We start from the raw sequence: 21060 nt of genomic DNA, 5'->3' as shown, positions 1-21060 counted from the left end.
ACTCCAGTTCGGACTGTTGAAGGCGTACCCTAACGCCACGAGGCGCGCACGTTACGGGCTGTGCCAGAAAAAAGTGCCAACAATGTAACCTATGCGACAAAGCATGTACATGGAGCATCCTTTTGCGAATTCAGAAATCTCTGGAACAGAGGTTAACGAGATGTAATCCACTCGCTCGCAACTGACGATATTCTTTATACTTAGCGTAACTCTGGCGATACCATTCCAGGGCACTATCAGATAAACGACTTTGGAAGCACTCTCATGAAAAAACGGGCGATAGTTCTGGCTTTCGGCGCGACGTTACTGCTTAGCGGCTGCCAGAATATGGATTCAAACGGCTTATTAAGTTCCAGCACCGGCGCGCTGCAGGCGTTCTCCTTAAGCGATGAGCAGGTGCAAGCCCTGAGCGATCAGGCCTGTAAGGATATGGACAGCAAAGCGACTATCGCTCCGGCCAGCAGCGACTACGTGAAACGCCTAAATAAAATTGCGGCCGCACTTGGCGACAACATCAATGGCCAGCCGGTGAATTACAAAGTCTATGTGGCAAAAGACGTTAATGCCTTCGCCATGGCTAACGGCTGCATCCGCGTCTACAGCGGCCTGATGGATCTGATGAATGATAACGAAGTCGAAGCGGTCGTCGGCCACGAAATGGGCCACGTCGCACTGGGGCATGTGAAGAAAGGAATGCAGGTGGCCATCGGCACCAACGCCCTTCGCGCTGCGGCCGCGTCTGCGGGCGGTATTGTCGGCAGTCTGTCACAATCACAGCTGGGCGATCTTGGCGAAAAACTGGTGAATTCACAGTTCTCTCAGCGCCAGGAATCTGAAGCAGATGACTATTCCTACGATCTGCTGCGCAAAAGAGGCATCAACCCAACCGGCCTTGCCACCAGCTTTGAGAAGCTGGCAAAACTCGAAGATGGCCGCCAAAGCTCGATGTTTGACGATCACCCTGGTTCTCAGGAACGTGCCCAGCACATCCGCGATCGCCTGAACGCCGACGGCATTAAATAATTAATCTATACACAAAATTATTCAAGTGGCATCAAGGCGGCAAGTGAGTGAATCCCGATGAGCTTACTGTGGTAAGTGATTCGGGTGAACGAACGCAGCCAACGCTGAGGCAGCTTGAAGGATAACGTGTATACAAGGGGGCGATATTGCCCCCTTGCTATAATAAGTAAAAAATATTAAAAGTAGCTAAACGGCATTAATTGATAATTTAAGCGCACAAACCGTTAAATATGCTTAGATGTCAGCCAGGAATAATATATAAGCAATACCCTCTCGCCTCAAACACTCATCCTGATAATGAATGAAAAATTATATTAATTCTCTTTCGGTAGGACCATAAGCCATATTTTTAAATAGTCTATACCGTCTAAGCCAATCCAGCCGCGACAGGCCATGCGGGTTCACCTGAAGGAAATATCCGCTCATACAATGATTGCTTTTGACACGCTTTCAGGAGAATATCGAAATTGTAACAACACAATTTGACAGTTATATAAACAGAGAAGTTCCCTCCGTGAAAAATAAATTAGCCTTAATTGCCTTAAGTATTATTGCCTCTGCGCCAGCTTTCGCCAGCCAACAATCTGAGAGTCAGGGATTTGTTGACGACAGTCATTTAGATCTATTTTTACGCAATGCCTATATTAAACGCGACTATCGCGATGGCCTGCATGATAAAAGCGAATGGGGCCAGGGCATTATTGCCACCTTCGAATCCGGCTTTACGCAAGGCCCAATCGGCTTTGGTGTGGATGGTATCGCACAGTATGCCGTACGCCTTGATGGCGGTCGCGGCAACAGCGGCGCTGGCGGCATTGACTTCTTTGCTCAGGACAACGACGGTCGCGCAAAATCCGACCTGGCAAAGTTTGGCGCCACGGCCAAAATGCGCTTTTCCAACACCGTATTAAGCTACGGCAGCCAGCGCCCCGCGCTGCCAATCATCAACGCTGATGATTCACGTCTGCTGTATGAAAGCTACACCGGAACCATGCTGACCTCCAAAGAGATCGCGGGCCTGGAAGTCAACGCCGGTTACCTCACCGACGAACAGCGTAAAAGCGACGACAGCCACAATAGCGGCCTGAAGAGCATCACCTTCGGCGGTGCCAGCTATCAGTTCAACGACCAGCTGAGCGGTGCGCTCTACGCTTCTCACGTGGAAGATGTCCTGAACAAACAGTATCTCGGTCTGAACTACGCGCAGCCGCTGACCGACTCTCAGAAGCTGGTCTTCGATTTCAACGGCTATAACTCTCGCCTGGAGCAGGAATATGCCGATTCACTGGATACCGGCCGCAGCAACTCCATCTGGAGCCTGGCCACCAGCTATATCTGGGATATTCACACCTTTAAAATCGCCTACCAGCAGAGCAGCGGCAGCACCGGCTATAACTACGGCGGCTACCAGAACCAGGGCGGCGTCGGCGACGGCGGCAATACCATCTGGCTGGCAAACTCCTACTGGTCTGATTTCAACGGCGAAGATGAGCGTTCATGGCAGGCGTCCTATGCGCTGGACTTCGGCGGTCTGGGCTTACCGGGTCTGAGCTGGACCACTGCTTACGTTCGCGGTGACAACATCAAGACGGCTGAGACCAGCAACGGTAAAGAGCACGAGTGGTTTAACCAGGTGCAATACCAGGTACAGGACGGCCCGGCGAAAGATCTGAAATTCAAAGTTCGCTACTCGGTACTGCGCGTATCCAGCAATGCCAGCGACTACAACGTCAGCGGCAACGAAGTTCGCGTATACGTCGAATATCCGTTCAACGCGTTTTAAGATTATCCCCACCGTTCGGTGAGAATAAACAGACCCCTTTCCCGCCAGGGAGAGGGGCCATCTTTTAAGCATCAATACAGCGTCTTCTGCGGCGGACCGGCAAACTTCAGCGCGCCAATCTGCCCCATTTTGACTTCAACCACCGACGGCCCTGGCATCGCTAACGCTTCGGTCATCACCGCAGTAAAATCCTCCGCCCGATCCACGCTCCACGCCTGCAGACCAATCGCCTGCGACAGCAGAGTGAAATCCGGCGTATGCAGTTCATTAAAGTATTGGCGTCCGCCGAAATACTTATCCTGAATGCCGCGCATCACGCCGTAACCCCCATCGTTCATGATTAGCAGCGTCACGTTGGCCTTTTCCTGCGCCAGCGTCGCCAGTTCGCCGAGGTTCAAACTCAGACCGCCGTCACCAACCAGCCCGACAACCTTGCGCTGTGGATTAGCAATCGCCGTGCCGATCGCCATCGGCAGCCCCATACCAATCGCCCCAGCTAACGAATGAATATTCATCAGTGGGCCGTTAGCGCGGAACAGACGACTGCCCCACAGACTGCCGGACACGGTAATGTCGCGAACCAGCAGGCCATCCTCAGGCAGCGCCTGGTCGATAGCATCGTTGAGTTTGGCATACTCGCCGCACTGCTCTCGTAATCCTTCTTCGGCTTTCACCACCGCGCCGCGCACCAGCGCATCCCACTGCGCGTTGCCCCATTCGCGCCCCTGCACTCTGTCCGCCAGCGCCGTCAGCAGCGCCGCACAGTCGACAGTGAGGGTGTTATCCATCAAGTAGTTGCGGCTGGCCGCGGCCGGGTCGATATCAATCTGCACCCTAGGATGCGGCAGTTCCAGCGTCCACGAACGGGTTTCATTACTGCGCAGTCGTGACCCGGCAACCAGCGTGAAATCGCAGCCCGACATCACCGCTTCAACCGACGGCGAGTTGTGGAATGCCCGCAGGCTCGCGCGGTGGCTATCCGGCAAAACGCCGCGCGCATGGGTGCTGGAAATCACCGTCATCCCAGCATCCGCCAGCTTTTTCACTGCCTCAGCGCAACCAAGTGCACCACCGCCCAGCCACAGCAGAGGCAGTTTTGCTTGCTTGAGTTGCGCCCACAGTGCATCCACTACGAGGTTATCGACACTCTCAGGGGAGCGCGCTTTAATCGGCGCAGTCACCAGCGACAGCGGGATCTTCGCCCCTTGAATATCAATGGGAATTTCCACCGATACCGGACCGCACGGCGGCGTTTGGGCCTCCTGAATCGCCTTGTGCAAAATCGCTATCGCCTGATTGGCATTACTGATGCGATAAGCACGCTTCGAGCTGGCCTTAAGGAACGTTAGCTGGTCGCGGGTTTCATGGATAAAACCGGTATCCGCATCCAGCCAGGCTTTTTCTACCTGACCGGTCAAATGCAGCAGCGGCGTGCAGGCATTCATCGCTTCCACCAGCGCACCCACCGCGTTGCCCGCCCCGGCACCGGTGCTGGTCAGCGCCACGCCCAGTCCAGAAAAACGGCCATGGGCATCCGCCATGGTGACCGAGCCCGCTTCACCGCGCGCGGGCACAAAACGGATATTGCCGCGCTGGCCCACCGCATCGGCAATCGGCAGGTTATGAATCGAGATGACGCCATAAATGGCTTCAACGTGATACTGCTCCAACGTTCTGGCGATAGCGTCGCCGACGGTAATCATTTCGCTCATTGCTCACCCTTTCTTAGTCGCACCAGTGGTTGACGCCATTACCCGTCGCCAGATAAATGCTCTTTTGTTGCATCCAGGCCTTTAATCCCTGAATACCCTTTTCGCGGCCCAGGCCGCTCTCTTTAAAGCCCCCAAACGGGGTCGAAATCGAAAAGACTTTGTAGGTGTTAATCCACACCGTGCCGACTTCCAGCGCTTCGCTTAAACGCAGCGCTCGCCCGGTATCACGCGTCCAGATACCGGCGGCCAGACCGTAGATAGAATCGTTGGCTTGGGTGATCAGCGCCGCTTCGTCGTTAAACGGTATGGCTATCGCCACCGGCCCGAAGATCTCTTCCTGACAGACACGGGCCTGATTATTCAGCCCTTCAATAATGGTCGGCATAAAGAAGCTACCCGCCGCCAGCGCCGGGTCGGCCGGAACCTCACCGCCGCACAGCACGCGACCCCCTTCGCGCTTCGCCAGCTCGACGTACTCCAGCACGCTCTGGCGATGCTTTTCACTGATGAGCGGCCCCAGATGGGTATCCGCACTGAAGGGATGGCCGACGCGTAAGCCGCGAGTCAATTCCAGCAGGCGTGCCATCAGCGGTGCATAGACTTGCTCGTGGATGAATAGTCGCGATCCGGCAATGCAGGCCTGGCCGGCGGAGCTAAAAATGCCGTAGCAGATCCCGCGCGCGGCCAGTTCAATGTCGGCATCTTCCAGCACGATAGTCGGTGACTTCCCGCCCAGTTCGAGAGAGGTAGGGATTAGTTTTTCCGCCGCCACATGCGCCAAATGACGCCCGGTCGTCGTGCCGCCAGTAAAGGAGATTTTTCGCACAGAAGGGTGGCGCGCCAGCGCATCGCCAATTACAGAGCCTTTCCCCGGCAGTACGCTCAGCAGGCCAGTCGGAAGCCCGGCTTGCTCAAAAATACGCGCCAGCTCCAGCGCCATCAGCGGCGTGGCTTCGGCGGGTTTTAAGATAACCGCGTTGCCGGCGGCAATCGCCGGGGCGACTTTTTGCATCTCGCTGGCAATCGGCGAGTTCCACGGCGTAATGGCCGCCACCACACCCAGCGGTTCATAGCAGCTCAGCGTCAGTAAATCTGGCTGACGCGGGGTTGGCAGCTCGCCTTCCAGCAGCTCGCAGGCAGCGGCAAAATAGCGCGCCGTCCCCGCAGCGCTCATCACCAGCCCACGCGCTTCCGCCAGCGGTTTGCCGTTATCACGACTTTGCATCCGCGCCAGCTCATCGACACGCGATTCAATATTGTCCGCCACTTTATGCAGCAGCCTCGCCCGCTGATGCGGTAGCGCATTGCGCCACTGCGGGTCGCGCCACGCGCGCTCTGCGCACTCAATCGCTTCCTGTAAATCCTCAAGACTTGCCGCATTCAGCGTGGCGTTGACGGAGCCGTCGGCGGGGAAATAGCTGCGCATCGTATCCCCACCGCCGAGACGCCAGTTGCCGCCAATAAAAATCGATAATATTTCCATAACAGCCTCTTAGCGCATCGCCAGTTCACGGCAGGCGCGAACCGCGCTTAATGCTGCCAGGGTGGAGGTTTTAGGGTTACTGGCCAGCGGTAATCCGCTGAGTTCCAAATGGAATTCGCCAAACCCCCCTTTGACATGGATGGTATGGGTATTGCGCTGAGTGGCCGGATCAACCATCAGCTGCACCCGGGTTTCGTCCATGCCGACGCCGCCAAGCGCAACGGTCGCCGCCACGTTGGCGTTCGCCGGAAACAGTCTGGCTGCCTCGCGGGCACTGCCTTCAAAAAAGACCTGCGCCTCAGAGACTGCATTGAGATCGATAAGCTGCTCGGCGTAGCTGCCGCGCCAGCTGGCGGGGCTTTTACGCGCCTGATAGGTTACGTGCTCCAGCCCGCCCTCTTTCGCCGCGGCCAGACCGTCAATTCCCGCCACGGCACCGGACAGCAACGTTAACTGGCCGCCCGCGTTAAGCAAACGGCTCTCCAGCGCGCTATCAGCCAGCGCGCCGGTGGAAATCACCGCCAGATGCCAACCGCGCGCCAGCACCGCTTCGCCGTACTGCGCCACCGCCTGTTGGCTTGCGCATTCCAGTACCAGATCCGGCGTGTCGTGGCATTCCAGCGGTGAAGTCAGCGCTTTCACCGCCTCACCAAGCTGGGCGTGAATGGCCGCATGATGCGACTCCCGCGCCACAATCCAGCCGATCGCCACCTGTTCTGGCAGACGTTCAATGACCGCCTGTGCCATGGCACCGTAGCCAATTAACATGATCTTTTTCATGACGCTTCCTTAAAGATGACGGCAGAAACCGCCGGAGACATCCAGCGCCGCGCCGGTAGTAAACGAGGCCAGCGGAGAGGCGAGGAATAACAGCGCCTGCGCCGGTTCCTGTGGTTTGCCAAGGCGCGCCATCGGAATACCGCGCTGACGAGCGATTTCCTCCGTCCACTCCGTCCAGCCCTGGCTTTTATCGCTGCGGTTCTCAAAGCGGCGTCGCCACTGACCAGACTCAACCATCCCCAGCAGAATGGAGTTCACGCGGACGCCTTTATCCACCAGCTCTTTTGACAGCGTCAGGGTCATATTCAACAGCGCCGCGCGGGCCGCCGACGTGGCAATCATGTGCTCTTCCGGCTGCAGCGCCAGCAGCGAGTTCACGCAGGTAATGGAGGCGATATCCGACTGCTCAAGCTGCGGCAGAAACGCCTGCACTGGGTTAATGACGCCAAACAGTTTGAGTTCCGCTTCATGCAGCCACGCCTCGCGCGGGGTATCGGCAAAATGCGCCACGTAGCCTTGTCCTGCGTTATTGATAAGCATGTCGACGGCACCAAAGCGCGCGTACACCGCGTCGGCAAACGCCTGTACCTCTTCGCTTTTCAGTACGTCACAGCAGCAAGAGAAAATCTCGCCTGCGGGATATTCGTTTTGTAATGTCGCGTGTGCGCTGGAGAGCCGGTCGGGATTGCGGCCGCAAAAGGCGACTTTTGCCCCCTCACCCAGCAGCAGGCGTAGCGTTTCAAAACCAATTCCTGAAGACCCTCCGGTGACTACCGCTACACGTCCATCAATTTGTGCATTCATCGCGCACCTCTTCTTTAATCCGTAAAAGCTGTTGATTGAAAAACTCGTGGTTATCGAGATAGCTGGCGTGCCCGGCCTGCGGTATCGCGGTGTACGGCATGCCGTATCGCAGCGCGAGTCCATACACCAACTCCGGTTGGGTGATGGCGTCCTGCTCACCGCACCACACTTCGAACACCCCGGCATAAGATTTCAGCCAACCGTGAATGTCGTCGTGCGCCAGCATCCACGACGCCGCCAGATAGCCTTCGGGGCGCAGTTTGCGCATCCCGTTGGCCACGGTAGCGATATCCGCTTCTCGTGCATCAGGGTGAAGCAGCCTGGCCGCGCGGGTCTGCGCCAGAATTTCGCCGCCTAACGCGATTTGCTGTTCGCGGCTGCGCCACACGTTTTCACGCAGCTCCAGTGCGCTTTGGCCGTAGCCCTGGGCCGCATCGGCCAGTACCAGATGCAGAACGCGCTGCGGATACTTCGCCGCAAAGGCGCTGGCCACCAGCGCACCGAGCGAATGACCCACCAGCACCGTTTGCATCACGCCTGCCTGGTCGAGCAACGCTGCTAGCGCATCGGCATAGTCACCGGCGTTGGCACACGTCGCGGTTAACATTGGGCTTTCGCCATAACCCGGCATATCCCACGCCAGGACGCGAAAACCGGGGAGCGCCATCTGCTTATGCCAGGAGGCCGCTCCGGAGCTAATACCGTGCAGCAGCATCAGCGGGATACCGGTTCCCTGCTCACGAAAACCCGTCATCATGGCTCCTTAGCTCCGCTTCACTTTGGACAGCGGGTGATCCGCCGGATAAGTTGGGATATGCGGTTTCTGAGTACCGAGCATGACGCACATCAGCGCTTCCTCTTCACCGTGGTTAAACAGCCCACGGTAGATTCCCGGCGGTACAGAAATCAGATCGCGTTCGTGTAGCACGGTTTCGGTGTACTGATCACCGTCCTGAATCATCAGCGTGATCTGCCCTTTGAGCATGAAGAACACCTCCTCAACGTCATCATGCAGATGCAGTGGCCCTTCGCACTTCGACGGCAGCACCATCGTGGAGAAAGTGAAATGTTCAGCGGGAACGGTGTTGGTATCGCTCGCCACGCCGGTCGCCCCGGTGCCGATATAGCGCATCTGCGCACGGCGATATTTCGGGTCGTAGTCAGCCTGGAACTTCAGTGCATTCCAGTCATATTTACGCCCTTCGAAACGCGCTATACGCGATTCGACCCACTCTTCCATGGTCAGATGGTCAGGTTTAACGCCCGGTTTTGCGGTTACAGTTGAATCAGTCATGACACTCTCCTCAATAACGTCTTAGCAGCGGCAGTAACAGGAAGCAGCCCACCGCCGCCATCACCGCCAGAAAAATCAATCCGGAATCCATGCTGTGGGTGAAGGCGATAAGCGCCCCCATGACCGCAGGCGATAACGCCCCAGCAAAGTTTCCCAGCCCGTTAAAAATGCCCCCCGCCGTGGCGCTCACCCGTGGATGCGTCGCTTTGGCCAGCAGGGCAAAAATGTTGGGTGCACCGGTTCCCCACATAAAGGTGCTGAAGCTCATCGCAGCGATAATCGCCAGCGGGGTATCAAGGTGCATCACCACCGCCAGCCCAACGCCTGCGCCCGCCATCGAGAGAAAACAGGCGGCGGCGCGTTTATCAACCCGGTCCGACAGCCATGCACCAATCACTTCTCCCGCCAGCATGGCGATAAACGGCATCGACGCGAGCCAGCCAGCATGTTCAAGATGGATACCTTTCCCTTTGATTAAATAGCCCGGCAGCCAGCCGTTGATGCCCCATAGATAGGTCAGGAAAGTGATGTTAAAGATGCAGATAATCCAGAAATGCGGGCTGACGAACAGCTCACGCCGCGCCGCACGCCGTTCATCCTGCGACGTCTGGGCAGTGCTGGTTTTCTCCTCCAGGCGAATTCCGCGCAAACCGATGCGCACAAAAATCAGCACCGGCACGGTGAGCATTGCCATCACAAAGAAAGTGCTCTGCCAGCCAAAGGTGTTGAGCAGCCAGAGAGAAAGCGGGAAGCCAATCGCTGCGCCAACTGGCGTACCGAGCAGCCACAGCATGGTGGCGCGCGCCTGGAGGTGCTGCGGGAAGTTGTGACGGACGATAGCAAACGCCAGCGGGAACAGAGGCCCTTCGGCAATGCCAAGTAAAATGCGCAGCACGATCATCAGCGTGTAGTTATGGGTAAAGCCCATCGCCACCATCAGCACGCACCACACCGCCATCATGCCGGTCAGCAGTCGCAGGGGCGCGATCTTGTCGCCGAGTCCGCTTAAAAAAACGGAGGAAAAACCGTAGCTCAGCAAAAAAGCGCTCATCAAAATGCCCAGCCGCGTGGTATCGAAATCGATCCCCATCGCCCGCTGAAAATGGCCGTCAGAAAACAGCGCAGCAATGCTGATTTTGTCGAAAAAGGCCAACAGTACGCAGGCCAGCAGCGACAGCGGAATAGCCCAGCGAACGGCTTTTTCAGGCATGCAGATGCCCTCACCGCTCGCCTCAACCGGCGCGGTGTTCGTCTCTAATGTGGTCATTTCTCCCCCTTAAGGGTGCGCGTGTTTTATCGCAATGACATCAGCGAAAAGGTCGGGTCAGTGAGCGGTACGTCCGATAAATCTCGTCCGGCCGCCATCCAGCGTTTTGCCAGCTTGACGGTACGAGCATCGTTAAACGCCACCAGCTGCGTGAGCCGTCCGTTATCATCCAGCGAGAAATAAAGGGTATTATCGCGTATCACCGTTTTACTTCCCGGTGAAGGGATCCCCAGGATCTGAATGTTGTGCTGGTATTGATCCGACCACAGCCACGGCGCTTCGTCATAGCCGGCGGCCTGCGGGTCGAGCATCGCTTTGGCCGTTGCCACCGCCTGGTTTTGCGCAAAAGCCCACGACTGAATACACAAGCCATAATGATGGTGCTGAGCCACATCACCAGCGGCGAAAATTGCGGGATCCGAGGTGCGACCCTGCGCATCCACCACGATCCCTTGTGCAATGTTCAGCCCGGCATTGCGCGCCAGTTCGAGGTTAAGATCGACACCGATCCCCACCACCACCGCATCAAACGTTTCGCGTTTACCGTCGCAGTGAATCACCGGATGGCCGTTATCGTCCTCCAGCTCCAGCCCACCGCAGCCAGTGCGAATATCCACGCCCTGCTGGCGATGCATCTGCTCAAGATGCTGCGACACATCGCGGCTGACCGAACGCATGCACAGCGTCGGCTGCTGCTCAAACAGCGTCACCGCAACGCCGCACTTGCGCGCCGAGGCGGCAATTTCCAGCCCAATCCAGCCGCCGCCAATAATGGCCAGCCGTTGGCTTTGCGCCAGCCGCTGCTTCAGACGCTGCGCATCCTGCCAGTGGCGTAAGGTATAGACCTGAGGATGGTTCGCCCACGCGGTACCAGGAAGACGCGCCCGACCACCGGTCGCGATCAGCAGTTGGTCATAGGCCAGAGACGCACCGGTGCTCAGGCGTACCGTTTTTGCCTCACGATCAATCGCTTCAGCGCGCTGCGGACGATACCAATTCAGATTCAGAGTCTGCTGCACCTCTTCGCTGAACAGACGCGGCAGTACGGCATCAGGCTCCAGCAGGGAAGCTTTCGACAGCGGAGGGCGCTCGTAAAAATCCCACTCCTCTTCCGCCACCACGCAGATTTCACCGCTAAAGCCTTCATCGCGTAGCGTTTTTGCCGCCCAGCCGCCCGCCTGACCGCCGCCAATAATGACAATGCGCGCCGTCATACCGCCTCCGACTTCTGCTGCTGGCGACGGGTATCATGATCAATCCCGCCTTCGACCGCCCATTCGGTAAACGACACCAAAGAGTGCTCCAGCTCGCGCGGATGCCAGTTTTCCGTCAGGTAGTCGTCGTTGGTGTAGTATTCAAACGCACCGCCGGTTGGGCTGTTGACATACCAGAAGTAGGCCGAAGACACAGGATGGCGGCCTGGACCGATAAATGTGCTCCAGTCGTGCTTGTTCATGGCGATCCCGCCGCCAATCACCTCATGGATATCACGCACGGTGAACGCCACGTGGTTCAGCCCACGCTTGCGGTTGGGTAACTGGAGTAAGAAGAGGTTGTGATGGCCGCCGCGCGCGCCACAGCGCAGGAACACCGCGCGGTTAATGTAGCGATCGGAAACCTGGAAACCGAGCACGTCGCGGTAGAATTTCTCCACCGCCGCCAGCTCTTCCACAAAGAACACCACGTGGCCGACGTTTATTGGTTGGGCGCGTTCGTAAACCGGGCTCGGGGTGTCGATGCGGCGCACGTCCCCCCACTGGTTTATCGGCTCGACGTTGAGTTCAACCGGCACCTGCTGACTGACCTGCACCCGCAGCGTCATGCCGTTCGGATCGAGACACTCCAGCGCGCCGTCCACTTCACGAAAGTCCGGCTGAACGGCCAGTTTCGGTCTTAGCGCTTCAAGGCTTTGTCGATCGGCCACCGCCCAGGTCATCCGGCGTAGTGTATTACCGGCTTCGAAAGCCGGAGGAAGATCGGGGCTGTCGGTGGCATTTAGCTCAACGCTCGCGCCGCTTAAGGTTGTAAAACGCTGGCCGCTGACGTCGCCGGTCAGGCCAAAATCATGCATAAATTTGGCGCAATGCGTCAGGTTATCGACGCCAAATTCCAGCTTTTCTATTCCAATCACGCTCATCACAGGTTGCCTCATTTACCGTTTATCACCCAAATTTGGGCGTAAGACATGCCCGACGCCCTTCGGCGCCTAGAGTTAACTCACTGATTTAACTGGCTTGAGAAAGATGTCCTAAGAAGCCAGAAATTTTATCTGCTGCCAGGCGAACCTCCTGCTGCAAACGCTCCCGGTCGGTTTGCGGGATCTCTTCGGCAGGTACCAGAATGCTCACCACCGCGGCCACGCGGCCGCTTCGGTCATACACCGGATAGACGATGGAAGAGATGCCGTGGCGGAAGAAGGATTCACCAATCACATAGCCGCGCGCTTTATCTTCCTGCACCATCTGCCACAGCGCTTCACGCTCAAAAAGCTGGCCCGGCGTGTTGCCCGGCAGCCGCTCCTGCGGGAACAGCTGTTCAAAATCAGCGCGGGAAAGGTCGGTCAACAGCATGCGTCCCAGCGAGGTGCAGTGCACCGGCAGCCGTGTGCCGATACTGACCTGATTAATCCGCGAACCGGCGGCACTGACGCGAGCGATGTAGATGATGTCGCGCCCATCGCGAATCGCCAGATGACTGCTGCACTGGCTGGTGTCACGCAGCTGTTCGATAACCGGCTGCCCCACCTGTGCAACATCCAGCGAAGCGATATATTCAAAGCCCAGACGCAGCACATTCATGCCCAGCGAGAAGGTGTTGGTGCGCGCGTTGCGCTCCAGAAATCCCATATACTCCAACGTCTGTACCACGCGATAGGCGGTGGCTTTCGGCATATCCACCAGCCGGTGCAGTTCGGCAAAGGTCAGATCGCGATGCTGCTCGCCGAAGGCCAACAGCAGCTGTAAGCCACGTTCCAGCCCCGGCACCAGATATTTCACTTCCTGATCGTTTGCCATATGCACTCCACTTCTTAGTTAAAAACAAAACCGCCGTTGACCGGAATGAGCTGCCCGGTGATAAACCGCGACAGATCGCTCAACAGCCAGACTACGCTGCCGGTCACATCCTCGGGCTGCTGCGCGCCGCTGAGCGCGCGTCCGTTTTCATACAGCTGGTGACGCTCCGCAGGCACATATTCCGTGGCCTCGACGCGGGTTAATCCTGGCGCAATCGCGTTGATGTGAATGCGTTTTTCACCCAGCTCGCGGGCCATGGAACGCGTCATGGCAATCACCGCCCCTTTGCTGGCGACGTAGGCCATTAAGCGCGGTGCGCCCCACAGCGCGGTATCCGAAGCCACGTTGACGATGCCCGATCCTTCGCGCAGCAGCGGCACCGCCGCGCGGGTGACCAGCCAGGTGCCTTTGACGTTCACCGACATCACCCGATCCCAAAGATCCGCATCGTAGTCGAGCATGTTTTTACCGCCGACGCCGGTGGCCATCGCCGCATTGTTCACCAGACCATCAATCTGGCCCTTCTCACCGATCGCGCTGAATGTGGTATCGATTGAGGCCGCATCCGCCAGATCGATAACGTGCGATTCGATGGTATAGCCCTGCTCGCGCAGCCCATGGGAGCTTTCGGCAAGTTCACCTTCAAGAATGTCGCACATCACCACCGCCGCACCCTGCTCTGCGCAGGCTTTGGCGAAGTGGAAACCCAGCCCACGCGCCGCGCCGGTAACCACAATGCGTTTACCGTTCAGGAGGCCATTCATCAGGCCGCTCCTTGCTGCTGTTCCCGAACCGCCAACTGCTCTTTAGCGGCTTTCTGCATCATGCGGCGCAGGCGGGACAACCCCACGTCGTGCTGATAAAGGTATTCGTGTTCACGGGCGTTTGGCGCCAGGCTTTCAAGCACCACGCGGTCTTGCTCCAGCACTTCCCAGTGCAGCTTCTCCAGGCGATTACGGTACATGAAGCGCCACATATCGCGCTGCCAGCCCTGCACACGGCGAATACGCCAGAAGAACACGCGGCAGTGATCGTTATCTTCCGGCACCACCATGCCGACGATAAAGAAGTGGCCACCCGGCCCAAAGCGCTGCTTGTAAGGGATCGACAAACGCATCCAGTAGGTGCCGCTGTTGCCCAGTTCTACCCAGTCAAAGTTGACGCCGCTTTGGCCTTTTTTCTCAAAAATGAAGCCAGTCTTAGTTGGCTGCAACACCATGTCGGCCTTGCGATCGCCTTCAGCCATCGAGTGCGAGGAGGAGTGCAGGTAAGTGCCGTGCATCGGATCCATCACGTTTTCCAGCGCGTACTGATAGTTACAGTCCCACGCCGCGGTACACAGGAAGTTGCTGTAGGCTTCGCCGTCAGCCAATTCCGTTGGGAAGGTTAACTCATCGGGCTGCTGATCGGCGGTAACGCCAAACCACAGGAAGATCGCGCCGTGCGCTTCCTGCACGTTGTAGCTGCGCACGCACTGCTGGCCCACCAGCGGGCATTTATCGACGGCGGGAACATCTTTGACTTCGCCGTTACCCGCCACCTCAACCCCGTGATACCAGCAGGCGATGCGATCGCCCAGATTCCAGCCCATCGACAGACGTGCGCCACGGTGCGGGCAGCGGTCTTCCAGCGCCTGTACCTGACCATCTTTGTTACGCCAGACCACAATCTGCTCGCCAAGGCGAGTAATGCCCACCGGTGCCGACTGGACTTCCCAACTGGCCAGTACCGGATACCAAAGGCCGCGCAGGCCCGTGTCGAGATAATTTTGTACGCTCGTCGTCATCGCCCTGCCCTCAGTAACCATTAACCTTTAAGAACGCCTGGAAGCTGCTGTCGCTCCACGGCTCCCCCTGCTGGTCGTGCATACGTGCAGCATTCAACCCGTTCACCAGCGCCGGTAGCGTATCAACGCCCTGCTCGAAGAGCGTCTCCAGAGCAGCAATCAGATTCAGTTCCCAGTTCTCCGGGACCCGGCTGCGCGTCTGCCAAATGAGGTTCTGGTAGCTGCCCGGTTTATGAATTGCACCGTTGCCGCCTTCAGCAGGAGGCGTGAACTGACGGCTCTCCGGCAGCGCTGGGTTAAAATCCTGGGTTTCGCTCATGCCACGGTCTCCTCGATAAACGTAATCTGAATCTGATTTTCAAATACCCGAACCGGGTAACGGTTGAGATTTCGCCCGCCGGGACCGTGCAAACACTGGCCGGTTTTGACATCAAATACGGCCTCATGCAGCGGACACTCCACCTTGCCGTCTTCGACAAAACCCTGGCTCAACAGCGCATAGGCGTGGGGGCATACATCTTCCAGGGCAAAAAATTCACCGTCGATCAGGTAAATGCCGATCTCTTTGCCTTCGATATTGCCGCTAAAAGGGAAATCTTCCTGTACTTGCTCTGCGTCACATACGCCTATCCAGCTCATCGCGATCCTCCAGGCTTTTGTTTCATATATGAAACTCTGTTTCTTATTTAATACGGTCAATATAAAAGCGATGCGTCTGACGTCAAGTGGGAATGTGACCGAATTGTTAATCTCAAGGAGTTTAATTAACTAAGTGTGCAAAGGATCACGAAAAAATGCAGAGATATGAAATCTTCATAATACGAAGCGTCAGGAATACATTTTATTAATGTTCTTAAATTTTCAAAAATAGATATTGACTTGTTCTATTGATAGTCTCTAAAAATTATTACCCGCTACCATGAAGCTGTTTCACCCATGAAACAACAAGTTATTTTATCTATATAAAACAATGAGTTTCATATGTTAACCATTTTAGCTCCGTGATAGTCACCAGAATAACAATATAAACAGATAAACATCATTAAGGCGGAAGTCATGACGGTAAGATGGCAGGGAACAATCGCATTGTTATTGTTAATTATTATTTCATACGTCGACCGGGTAAATATCTCGGTGATGATTCTCAACCCGGAATTCGCCGATCACTTCCGTTTAAATGGAAACAGAATGTTACAGGGAATGTTAATGACCTGCTTTCTACTGGGTTATGGTTTTTCCGCTTTACTATTAACTCCGGTTATTGAAAACCGGTTTAATTATCGACAAGGGTTGTTGGGCAGCATTCTGATTTGGGCCGTGGTGTGCGCCATATCACCGCTGTTGGGATCGCTGATGGGCATGCTGGTCGCACGCATCATTCTGGGCATCGCCGAAGGGCCACTGTTCTCACTCAAAACGCGGTTTATCAGCGATAACTTTACTGCCGATGAGATAGGTAAACCCAACGCTGTCACTGCGCTGGGCGTTTCGTTGGGACTGGCGGTTGGCTTTCCGCTGATCACCTGGACAATGACGCATTTTGGCTGGATGGGATCGTTCTATGCACTGGCGGTGATGAATCTTTTGCTCGGCGGTGGACTTATCTGGCGCTTTCTTCCCGCACCACGTCGGGAAGTCGAACGCCACAGCGCGGGCTTTATGCACACTTTTACCCTCGCATGGAAAACGCCGCTACTGGGCTGGATCCTGCTGGTCGAGATCGCCACGCTAAGCTACCTCTGGGGTAGCAGCGCCTGGCTGCCGGCATGGCTGCGCGATGAGCACCACTTCTCGCTGCACGCGACCGGTTTGCTCGCGGCCATCCCTTTCTTACTGAGCCTGGGGTCTAAGTTTCTTGGCGGCGTGCTGCTCGACAAAATGCGCCCGGAACAGGCACCGGTGCTTTTTGTGGTGGGCGGTTTACTGACGGCGCTTTCCGTGATGGCGCTGATGTTGAGCCACCAGCCGGCCATGCTGGCGCTGTTTATGCTTTCGGCGAATATCTTCTGGGGTTTGCAGGGCGCGGCAATTCCTGCGGTGGTGCAGCATCACGCCGCCCGGGAAGCCGTCGGGAGCGCTTACGGGATTATCAATGGCATTGGCAACATTTGTGCGGCGTTTATTCCGCTGTTGATGGGGTTGGTGATGAAGTCGGTGGGTTCGGTCAGCTCCGGGTTTTCGGTGCTGGTTGCCTCGCAGATTATCACGCTGCTGGCAGGTGGGATGCTGCTGCTGCGCATGCGTCGCGCAGCAGCAGTGAGCGTTTAAGGCTTATTCGCCTTTTTTCGCCGCCTGGATGTAGAGCATTTCCAGCGCCAGGGTTGCGGCCGCCAGTGCGGTGATCTCTGACTGGTCATAGGCCGGAGCCACTTCAACCACGTCCATACCGACGATGTTGAGATCTTTAAGGCCGCGGACCAGTTTAATGGCGCGATCGGATGTCAGACCGCCGATCACTGGCGTACCGGTGCCCGGTGCAAACGCCGGATCCAGACAGTCGATGTCGAAGGTCAGATAAACTGGCATATCACCGACAATCTGCTTAACCTGCGCGATGATATCGTCCACGCCGCGATCGTTAACCTGGCAGGCATCGAGCACGGTGAAGCCGTTGTCTTTATCAAACTCGGTACGGATACCAATCTGCACCGAGTGGTTCGGGTCAATCAGACCTTCGTTCGGCGCGGTGTAGAACATGGTGCCGTGGTCGAACTCGCAGCCGTTAGCGTAGGTATCGGTGTGGGCATCAAAGTGCACCAGCGCCATTTTGCCGAAGTGCTTCGCGTGCGCGCGCAGCAGCGGCAGGGTGATGAAATGGTCGCCGCCGAAGGAGAGCATACGCTTACCGGCTGCCAGCAGTTTTTCCGCGTGCGCCTGCAGTTTTTCACTCATTTCACGGGCATCGCCGAACGCGTAAACCAGGTCGCCGCAGTCAACGACATTCAGGCGTTCACGCATATCGAAGTTCCACGGGAAGCGGTTGTGCTCCCAGGCCAGGTTAGTGGAAACCTGGCGGATCGCCGCCGGGCCATGACGGCCACCGGCACGACCGGAGGTTGCCATATCAAACGGTACGCCAGTAATCACCCAATCCGCATCGCTGTCGTACGGCTGGAAGTTCATCGGCAGACGTAGAAAACCAAACGCGTTGGAAACCAGGGAGTTATCGTATTGATGACCTAAGGTGCTCATGTGCTAACCTCTTGTAAAATCATGCTAAAAAAAATCCCCTCCGCGTCGTTAGGCCCGACGAGGAAGGGATTGATTTGGGTAACTGCTTATATGGGCGAATTATCGCCGTTATTTTGTACGGATACAAGCGGTGTACGCTTGTCCCCTCACCCCGCCCCTCTCCCTCAGGGAGAGGGAGAAAACCAAACCGCATCGTTTAGCTTCTCCATCTCTGCGGAGAGCCTGAAAACTCAACCGCACAGCGGGCCTCTCTCCCCTTTGGGGAGAGAGTTAGGGTGAGGGGGCCGTCAACTTACTCGTCTTCGAGATAAGTATAGCCGTACAGCCCAGCTTCAAACTCTTCCAGGAACTGCTGCTGCAGTTCGGCGTCCAGATCGGTGTTTTTCACCTGGTCGCGGAACTGGGTTAACAGCGTATTAGGATCGAGCTGCACGTACTGCAGCATATCCGCCACGGTATCCCCTTCATCGGACAGTTCAACTTCCACGCTGCCGTCAGGGAAGACAAACACGTCCACCGCTTCGGTATCGCCGAACAGGTTGTGCATGTTGCCGAGAATTTCTTGATACGCGCCAACCATAAAGAAGCCCAGCATCGGCGGGTTATCCACGTCGTATTCTGGCATCGGCATGGTCGTGGCAATACCGTCACCATCAACGTAGTGATCGATAGCACCGTCGGAGTCGCAGGTGATATCCAGCAGCACCGCACGGCGTTCAGGTGCCTGGTTCAGCCCTTCCAGCGGCATCACCGGGAACAGTTGATCGATACCCCACGCATCCGGCATCGACTGGAACAGGGAGAAGTTGACGTAAATCTTATCCGCCATACGCTCCTGCAGTTCGTCGATAATCGGACGGTGCGCACGGTTGCTTGGGTCGAGTTGCTTCTGCACTTCATGGCACATATTCAGATAGAGCTGTTCCGCCCACGCGCGTTCCTGCAGGCTGAAGGTGCCTGAAGAGTAGCCGACGTGAATATCGTGCAGATCCATCTGGCTGTCGTGCAGCCATTCACGCAGCGAACGGCGTGTTCCCGGCTCATGCATCTCCTGCCAGGTTTCCCACATGCTTTGCAGAGCGCGCGGAGCATCTTCTGCCGGAGGCGTTGCCTCGGTGTTTTCGCTACGTTCAACCCCGATAATATTGGAGACCAGCACCGTATGGTGTGCGGTTACTGCGCGGCCGGACTCGGTAATCACCGTTGGGTGCGGCAGGCCGTGTTCTTCACACGCATCGCCAATCGCCCAGATAATGTTGTTTGCGTATTCGTTGAGCCCGTAGTTCACGGAGCAATCGGACTGCGAACGCGTACCTTCATAGTCCACGCCCAGGCCACCGCCGACATCGAAACACTGAATATTCACGCCCAGCTTATGCAGTTCGACGTAGAAACGGGCAGACTCGCGCACGCCAGTGGCGATATCGCGAATGTTGGCCATCTGTGAACCGAGGTGGAAGTGCAGCAGTTGAATGCTGTCAAGACGACCGCGCTCACGCAGAATTTCAACCAGTTGCAGCACCTGGTTTGCCGCCAGGCCAAACTTGGATTTCTCACCACCGGAGGACTGCCACTTACCGGAGCCCTGCGACGCCAGACGCGCGCGGACACCCAGACGCGGAACCACGTTCAGGCGCTCGGCTTCTTCCAGCACGATGGCAATTTCGGACATTTTCTCGATGACCAGATAGACCTTATGGCCCATCTTTTCGCCGACCAGCGCCAAACGAATGTATTCACGGTCTTTATAGCCGTTACAGACAATCACGCTACGCGTCATGCCCGCATGCGCCAGCACAGCCATCAGCTCGGCTTTTGAACCGGCTTCCAGCCCCAGCGGTTCACCGGAGTGGATCAGCGATTCGATCACGCGACGATGCTGGTTCACCTTGATCGGATAGACCAGGAAGTAGTCGCCTTTATAGCCATAAGACTCACGGGCGCGTTTAAACGCGGCGTTAATCGAGCGCAGACGATGCTGCAGGATCTGCGGGAAGCAGAACAACGCAGGCAGACGCTGCCCCTGCGCTTCACGGGCTTTTACCAACTCGGCGAGGTCAACACGGGCGTCCGGAACATCAGGGTCAGGGCAGACGCTGATATGGCCAAGCTCGTTGACGTCGTAGTAGTTATTGCCCCACCAGGCAATGTTGTATGTGCGTAGCATTTTGCTGGCTTCCTGGGAGCTCATCGCAACCTCCTGCATGGAACGTAGTACACCGCGTTCGCCTGCTGACGAAAGCGAATCCAATGAAATGTCGTCAGACATAGCGAACCTCAATTATTTATAACAAGTGTAAAACAGTTAACTACTATCGCAGCGTAACGTTGCGATAACAACCCATAAGCAGACGGATTAGCCAGCAGAACATGCTGGCGCACCGACTGTGCGACCGGTTTCTTATTCATATCATTGTAAAACACGCACCTGAACCTGGTATGACGGTTCAGCGAAACCACGAGAAAACCCTTGCTACAAGCAAGAGCGCCCTTGTTCAGTCATCCGTTACCTACCGGCTCTGGAGTCCTGAGAAGCGCCGAAATGGGTATAACATCGGCTGGTATGCAAAGCAGAAATGAGGGTTGCGGGGGGTATGTTCGCGCCAGAACGGCACGACAAAATCGGCAGAATACAACGGTTCATTATCTCGTATCACCTCCACGGCCGCCCGGTAAGAACGGACCAACAAGCCAAAGCAAAGTTTTAGCCCGGCTGGAAGTGGCGACACGTGAAAATGACGTGTGCTTATTGGTATGAGCCGCGCGCGGCGTTTTATACCGATAAGGCGGGAAAAAAGCAAAATATAAATGTGCACATTGACGACAGTGTCAGGAAAAATTTCCATTCCATTGAGCAGCAGAATGAGAGGCATCTCAAAAAAAACTGGCAATGAGGTGAAGATGTGACCTAAAATAGCCATC

Annotated in this window: 21 protein-coding genes; 3 read left to right on the top strand and 18 right to left on the bottom strand. The window is 56.4% G+C overall.

What is annotated here, in order from left to right; translation table 11 throughout:
* Positions 1–264 precede the first annotated feature (264 nt).
* Both KP80_RS02315 and KP80_RS02310 read left to right on the top strand, forming a co-directional pair.
* Positions 265–1023 carry a M48 family metallopeptidase gene (locus KP80_RS02315; protein ID WP_052281971.1) on the top strand — a complete coding sequence of 253 codons (759 nt, stop codon included), beginning with the start codon at positions 265–267 and terminating at the stop codon, positions 1021–1023.
* Positions 1024–1537: 514 nt separating this feature from the next.
* Complete coding sequence (locus tag KP80_RS02310; protein ID WP_052281970.1) at positions 1538–2806, top strand: OprD family outer membrane porin; 1269 nt, start codon at positions 1538–1540, stop codon at positions 2804–2806.
* 71 nt (positions 2807–2877) lie between these two features.
* On the opposite strand, the gene KP80_RS02305 is transcribed toward KP80_RS02310, so the two are convergent.
* The 14 genes from KP80_RS02305 to KP80_RS02240 form a co-directional block, all read right to left on the bottom strand.
* Entirely contained in the window at positions 2878–4518 is a 1641-nt protein-coding gene (locus tag KP80_RS02305; protein ID WP_052281969.1) for a thiamine pyrophosphate-binding protein, read from the bottom strand.
* Between the two features lie 13 nt (positions 4519–4531).
* Positions 4532–6001, bottom strand: coding sequence for an aldehyde dehydrogenase (locus KP80_RS02300; RefSeq protein WP_052281968.1), 1470 nt, complete (start codon positions 5999–6001; stop codon positions 4532–4534).
* A gap of 9 nt (positions 6002–6010) precedes the next feature.
* Positions 6011–6781, bottom strand: coding sequence for an aspartate dehydrogenase (locus tag KP80_RS02295; RefSeq protein WP_052281967.1), 771 nt, complete (start codon positions 6779–6781; stop codon positions 6011–6013).
* A 9-nt stretch (positions 6782–6790) separates the two neighbouring features.
* A complete protein-coding gene (locus KP80_RS02290) occupies positions 6791–7585 on the bottom strand; it encodes an SDR family oxidoreductase (RefSeq protein ID WP_052281966.1) in 795 nt (264 codons plus the stop codon).
* Complete coding sequence (locus KP80_RS02285) at positions 7569–8339, bottom strand: alpha/beta fold hydrolase (protein ID WP_052281965.1); 771 nt, start codon at positions 8337–8339, stop codon at positions 7569–7571. Before KP80_RS02285 ends, KP80_RS02290 begins: the two co-directional genes overlap by 17 nt.
* Positions 8340–8348: 9 nt before the next feature.
* On the bottom strand, positions 8349–8879 hold the full coding sequence (locus KP80_RS02280; RefSeq protein ID WP_052281964.1) for a cupin domain-containing protein: 531 nt from the start codon (positions 8877–8879) through the stop codon (positions 8349–8351).
* 10 nt (positions 8880–8889) lie between these two features.
* The gene (locus KP80_RS02275) at positions 8890–10146 is read right to left on the bottom strand and encodes an MFS transporter (RefSeq protein ID WP_052281963.1); all 1257 of its coding nucleotides are present in this window, start codon (positions 10144–10146) and stop codon (positions 8890–8892) included.
* A 26-nt stretch (positions 10147–10172) separates the two neighbouring features.
* Positions 10173–11360 (bottom strand): NAD(P)/FAD-dependent oxidoreductase, encoded by a 1188-nt coding sequence (locus tag KP80_RS02270; RefSeq protein WP_052281962.1) that lies wholly within the window; start codon positions 11358–11360, stop codon positions 10173–10175.
* Positions 11357–12283 carry a VOC family protein gene (locus KP80_RS02265; protein WP_052281961.1) on the bottom strand — a complete coding sequence of 309 codons (927 nt, stop codon included), beginning with the start codon at positions 12281–12283 and terminating at the stop codon, positions 11357–11359. Before KP80_RS02265 ends, KP80_RS02270 begins: the two co-directional genes overlap by 4 nt.
* A gap of 88 nt (positions 12284–12371) precedes the next feature.
* On the bottom strand, positions 12372–13160 hold the full coding sequence (locus tag KP80_RS02260) for an IclR family transcriptional regulator (protein ID WP_052281960.1): 789 nt from the start codon (positions 13158–13160) through the stop codon (positions 12372–12374).
* Between the two features lie 14 nt (positions 13161–13174).
* A complete protein-coding gene (locus KP80_RS02255; RefSeq protein WP_052281959.1) occupies positions 13175–13924 on the bottom strand; it encodes an SDR family oxidoreductase in 750 nt (249 codons plus the stop codon).
* Positions 13924–14946, bottom strand: a complete 1023-nt coding sequence (locus KP80_RS02250; protein WP_052281958.1) for an aromatic ring-hydroxylating oxygenase subunit alpha — start codon at positions 14944–14946, stop codon at positions 13924–13926. The genes KP80_RS02255 and KP80_RS02250 overlap by 1 nt, the downstream gene beginning before the upstream one ends.
* 10 nt (positions 14947–14956) lie before the next feature.
* On the bottom strand, positions 14957–15265 hold the full coding sequence (locus KP80_RS02245) for a recombinase-like helix-turn-helix domain-containing protein (RefSeq protein WP_052281957.1): 309 nt from the start codon (positions 15263–15265) through the stop codon (positions 14957–14959).
* Positions 15262–15585 carry a Rieske (2Fe-2S) protein gene (locus KP80_RS02240; RefSeq protein ID WP_052281956.1) on the bottom strand — a complete coding sequence of 108 codons (324 nt, stop codon included), beginning with the start codon at positions 15583–15585 and terminating at the stop codon, positions 15262–15264. The genes KP80_RS02245 and KP80_RS02240 overlap by 4 nt, the downstream gene beginning before the upstream one ends.
* Positions 15586–16002: 417 nt before the next feature.
* Here KP80_RS02240 and KP80_RS02235 point away from each other — a divergent pair, with 417 nt between their 5' ends.
* Positions 16003–17214 carry an MFS transporter gene (locus tag KP80_RS02235; RefSeq protein WP_052281955.1) on the top strand — a complete coding sequence of 404 codons (1212 nt, stop codon included), beginning with the start codon at positions 16003–16005 and terminating at the stop codon, positions 17212–17214.
* A 3-nt stretch (positions 17215–17217) separates the two neighbouring features.
* Here the strand turns inward: KP80_RS02235 and speB are convergent, their stop codons facing one another.
* The 4 genes from speB to KP80_RS23410 all read right to left on the bottom strand — a co-directional run bounded on the left by speB (position 17218) and on the right by KP80_RS23410 (position 20782).
* Entirely contained in the window at positions 17218–18138 is a 921-nt protein-coding gene (speB, locus tag KP80_RS02230; protein WP_052281954.1) for an agmatinase, read from the bottom strand.
* A gap of 292 nt (positions 18139–18430) precedes the next feature.
* Positions 18431–20407: a biosynthetic arginine decarboxylase gene (speA, locus tag KP80_RS02225; RefSeq protein WP_072129034.1), complete on the bottom strand. Its 1977-nt coding sequence runs from the start codon at positions 20405–20407 to the stop codon at positions 18431–18433.
* An 8-nt stretch (positions 20408–20415) separates the two neighbouring features.
* Positions 20416–20547 (bottom strand): acid stress response protein YqgB, encoded by a 132-nt coding sequence (gene yqgB, locus KP80_RS22140; RefSeq protein ID WP_072129037.1) that lies wholly within the window; start codon positions 20545–20547, stop codon positions 20416–20418.
* A gap of 97 nt (positions 20548–20644) precedes the next feature.
* Positions 20645–20782: a hypothetical protein gene (locus tag KP80_RS23410; protein ID WP_419772948.1), complete on the bottom strand. Its 138-nt coding sequence runs from the start codon at positions 20780–20782 to the stop codon at positions 20645–20647.
* Positions 20783–21060 lie beyond the last annotated feature (278 nt).

Source organism: Kluyvera genomosp. 1, from assembly GCF_001266615.1.
Classification (GTDB): Bacteria; Pseudomonadota; Gammaproteobacteria; order Enterobacterales; family Enterobacteriaceae; genus Kluyvera; species Kluyvera cryocrescens_A.
The sequence above is the reverse complement of the archived record's forward strand: the minus strand, read 5'-3'. Positions and strand labels throughout refer to the sequence as shown.

Coding starts and splice junctions, on each gene's coding strand:
- KP80_RS02305 (WP_052281969.1), bottom strand. CDS start 4,518: ATGAGCGAAATGATTACCGTCGGCGACGCTATCGCCAGAACGTTGGAG.
- KP80_RS02275 (WP_052281963.1), bottom strand. CDS start 10,146: ATGACCACATTAGAGACGAACACCGCGCCGGTTGAGGCGAGCGGTGAG.
- speA (WP_072129034.1), bottom strand. CDS start 20,407: ATGTCTGACGACATTTCATTGGATTCGCTTTCGTCAGCAGGCGAACGC.
- KP80_RS02245 (WP_052281957.1), bottom strand. CDS start 15,265: ATGAGCGAAACCCAGGATTTTAACCCAGCGCTGCCGGAGAGCCGTCAG.
- KP80_RS02285 (WP_052281965.1), bottom strand. CDS start 8,339: ATGACGGGTTTTCGTGAGCAGGGAACCGGTATCCCGCTGATGCTGCTG.
- KP80_RS02300 (WP_052281968.1), bottom strand. CDS start 6,001: ATGGAAATATTATCGATTTTTATTGGCGGCAACTGGCGTCTCGGCGGT.
- KP80_RS02315 (WP_052281971.1), top strand. CDS start 265: ATGAAAAAACGGGCGATAGTTCTGGCTTTCGGCGCGACGTTACTGCTT.
- KP80_RS02240 (WP_052281956.1), bottom strand. CDS start 15,585: ATGAGCTGGATAGGCGTATGTGACGCAGAGCAAGTACAGGAAGATTTC.
- KP80_RS02250 (WP_052281958.1), bottom strand. CDS start 14,946: ATGACGACGAGCGTACAAAATTATCTCGACACGGGCCTGCGCGGCCTT.
- KP80_RS02290 (WP_052281966.1), bottom strand. CDS start 7,585: ATGAATGCACAAATTGATGGACGTGTAGCGGTAGTCACCGGAGGGTCT.
- KP80_RS02280 (WP_052281964.1), bottom strand. CDS start 8,879: ATGACTGATTCAACTGTAACCGCAAAACCGGGCGTTAAACCTGACCAT.
- speB (WP_052281954.1), bottom strand. CDS start 18,138: ATGAGCACCTTAGGTCATCAATACGATAACTCCCTGGTTTCCAACGCG.
- KP80_RS23410 (WP_419772948.1), bottom strand. CDS start 20,782: ATGAACCGTTGTATTCTGCCGATTTTGTCGTGCCGTTCTGGCGCGAAC.
- KP80_RS02265 (WP_052281961.1), bottom strand. CDS start 12,283: ATGAGCGTGATTGGAATAGAAAAGCTGGAATTTGGCGTCGATAACCTG.
- KP80_RS02260 (WP_052281960.1), bottom strand. CDS start 13,160: ATGGCAAACGATCAGGAAGTGAAATATCTGGTGCCGGGGCTGGAACGT.
- KP80_RS02235 (WP_052281955.1), top strand. CDS start 16,003: ATGACGGTAAGATGGCAGGGAACAATCGCATTGTTATTGTTAATTATT.
- KP80_RS02270 (WP_052281962.1), bottom strand. CDS start 11,360: ATGACGGCGCGCATTGTCATTATTGGCGGCGGTCAGGCGGGCGGCTGG.
- KP80_RS02255 (WP_052281959.1), bottom strand. CDS start 13,924: ATGAATGGCCTCCTGAACGGTAAACGCATTGTGGTTACCGGCGCGGCG.
- KP80_RS02295 (WP_052281967.1), bottom strand. CDS start 6,781: ATGAAAAAGATCATGTTAATTGGCTACGGTGCCATGGCACAGGCGGTC.
- yqgB (WP_072129037.1), bottom strand. CDS start 20,547: ATGAATAAGAAACCGGTCGCACAGTCGGTGCGCCAGCATGTTCTGCTG.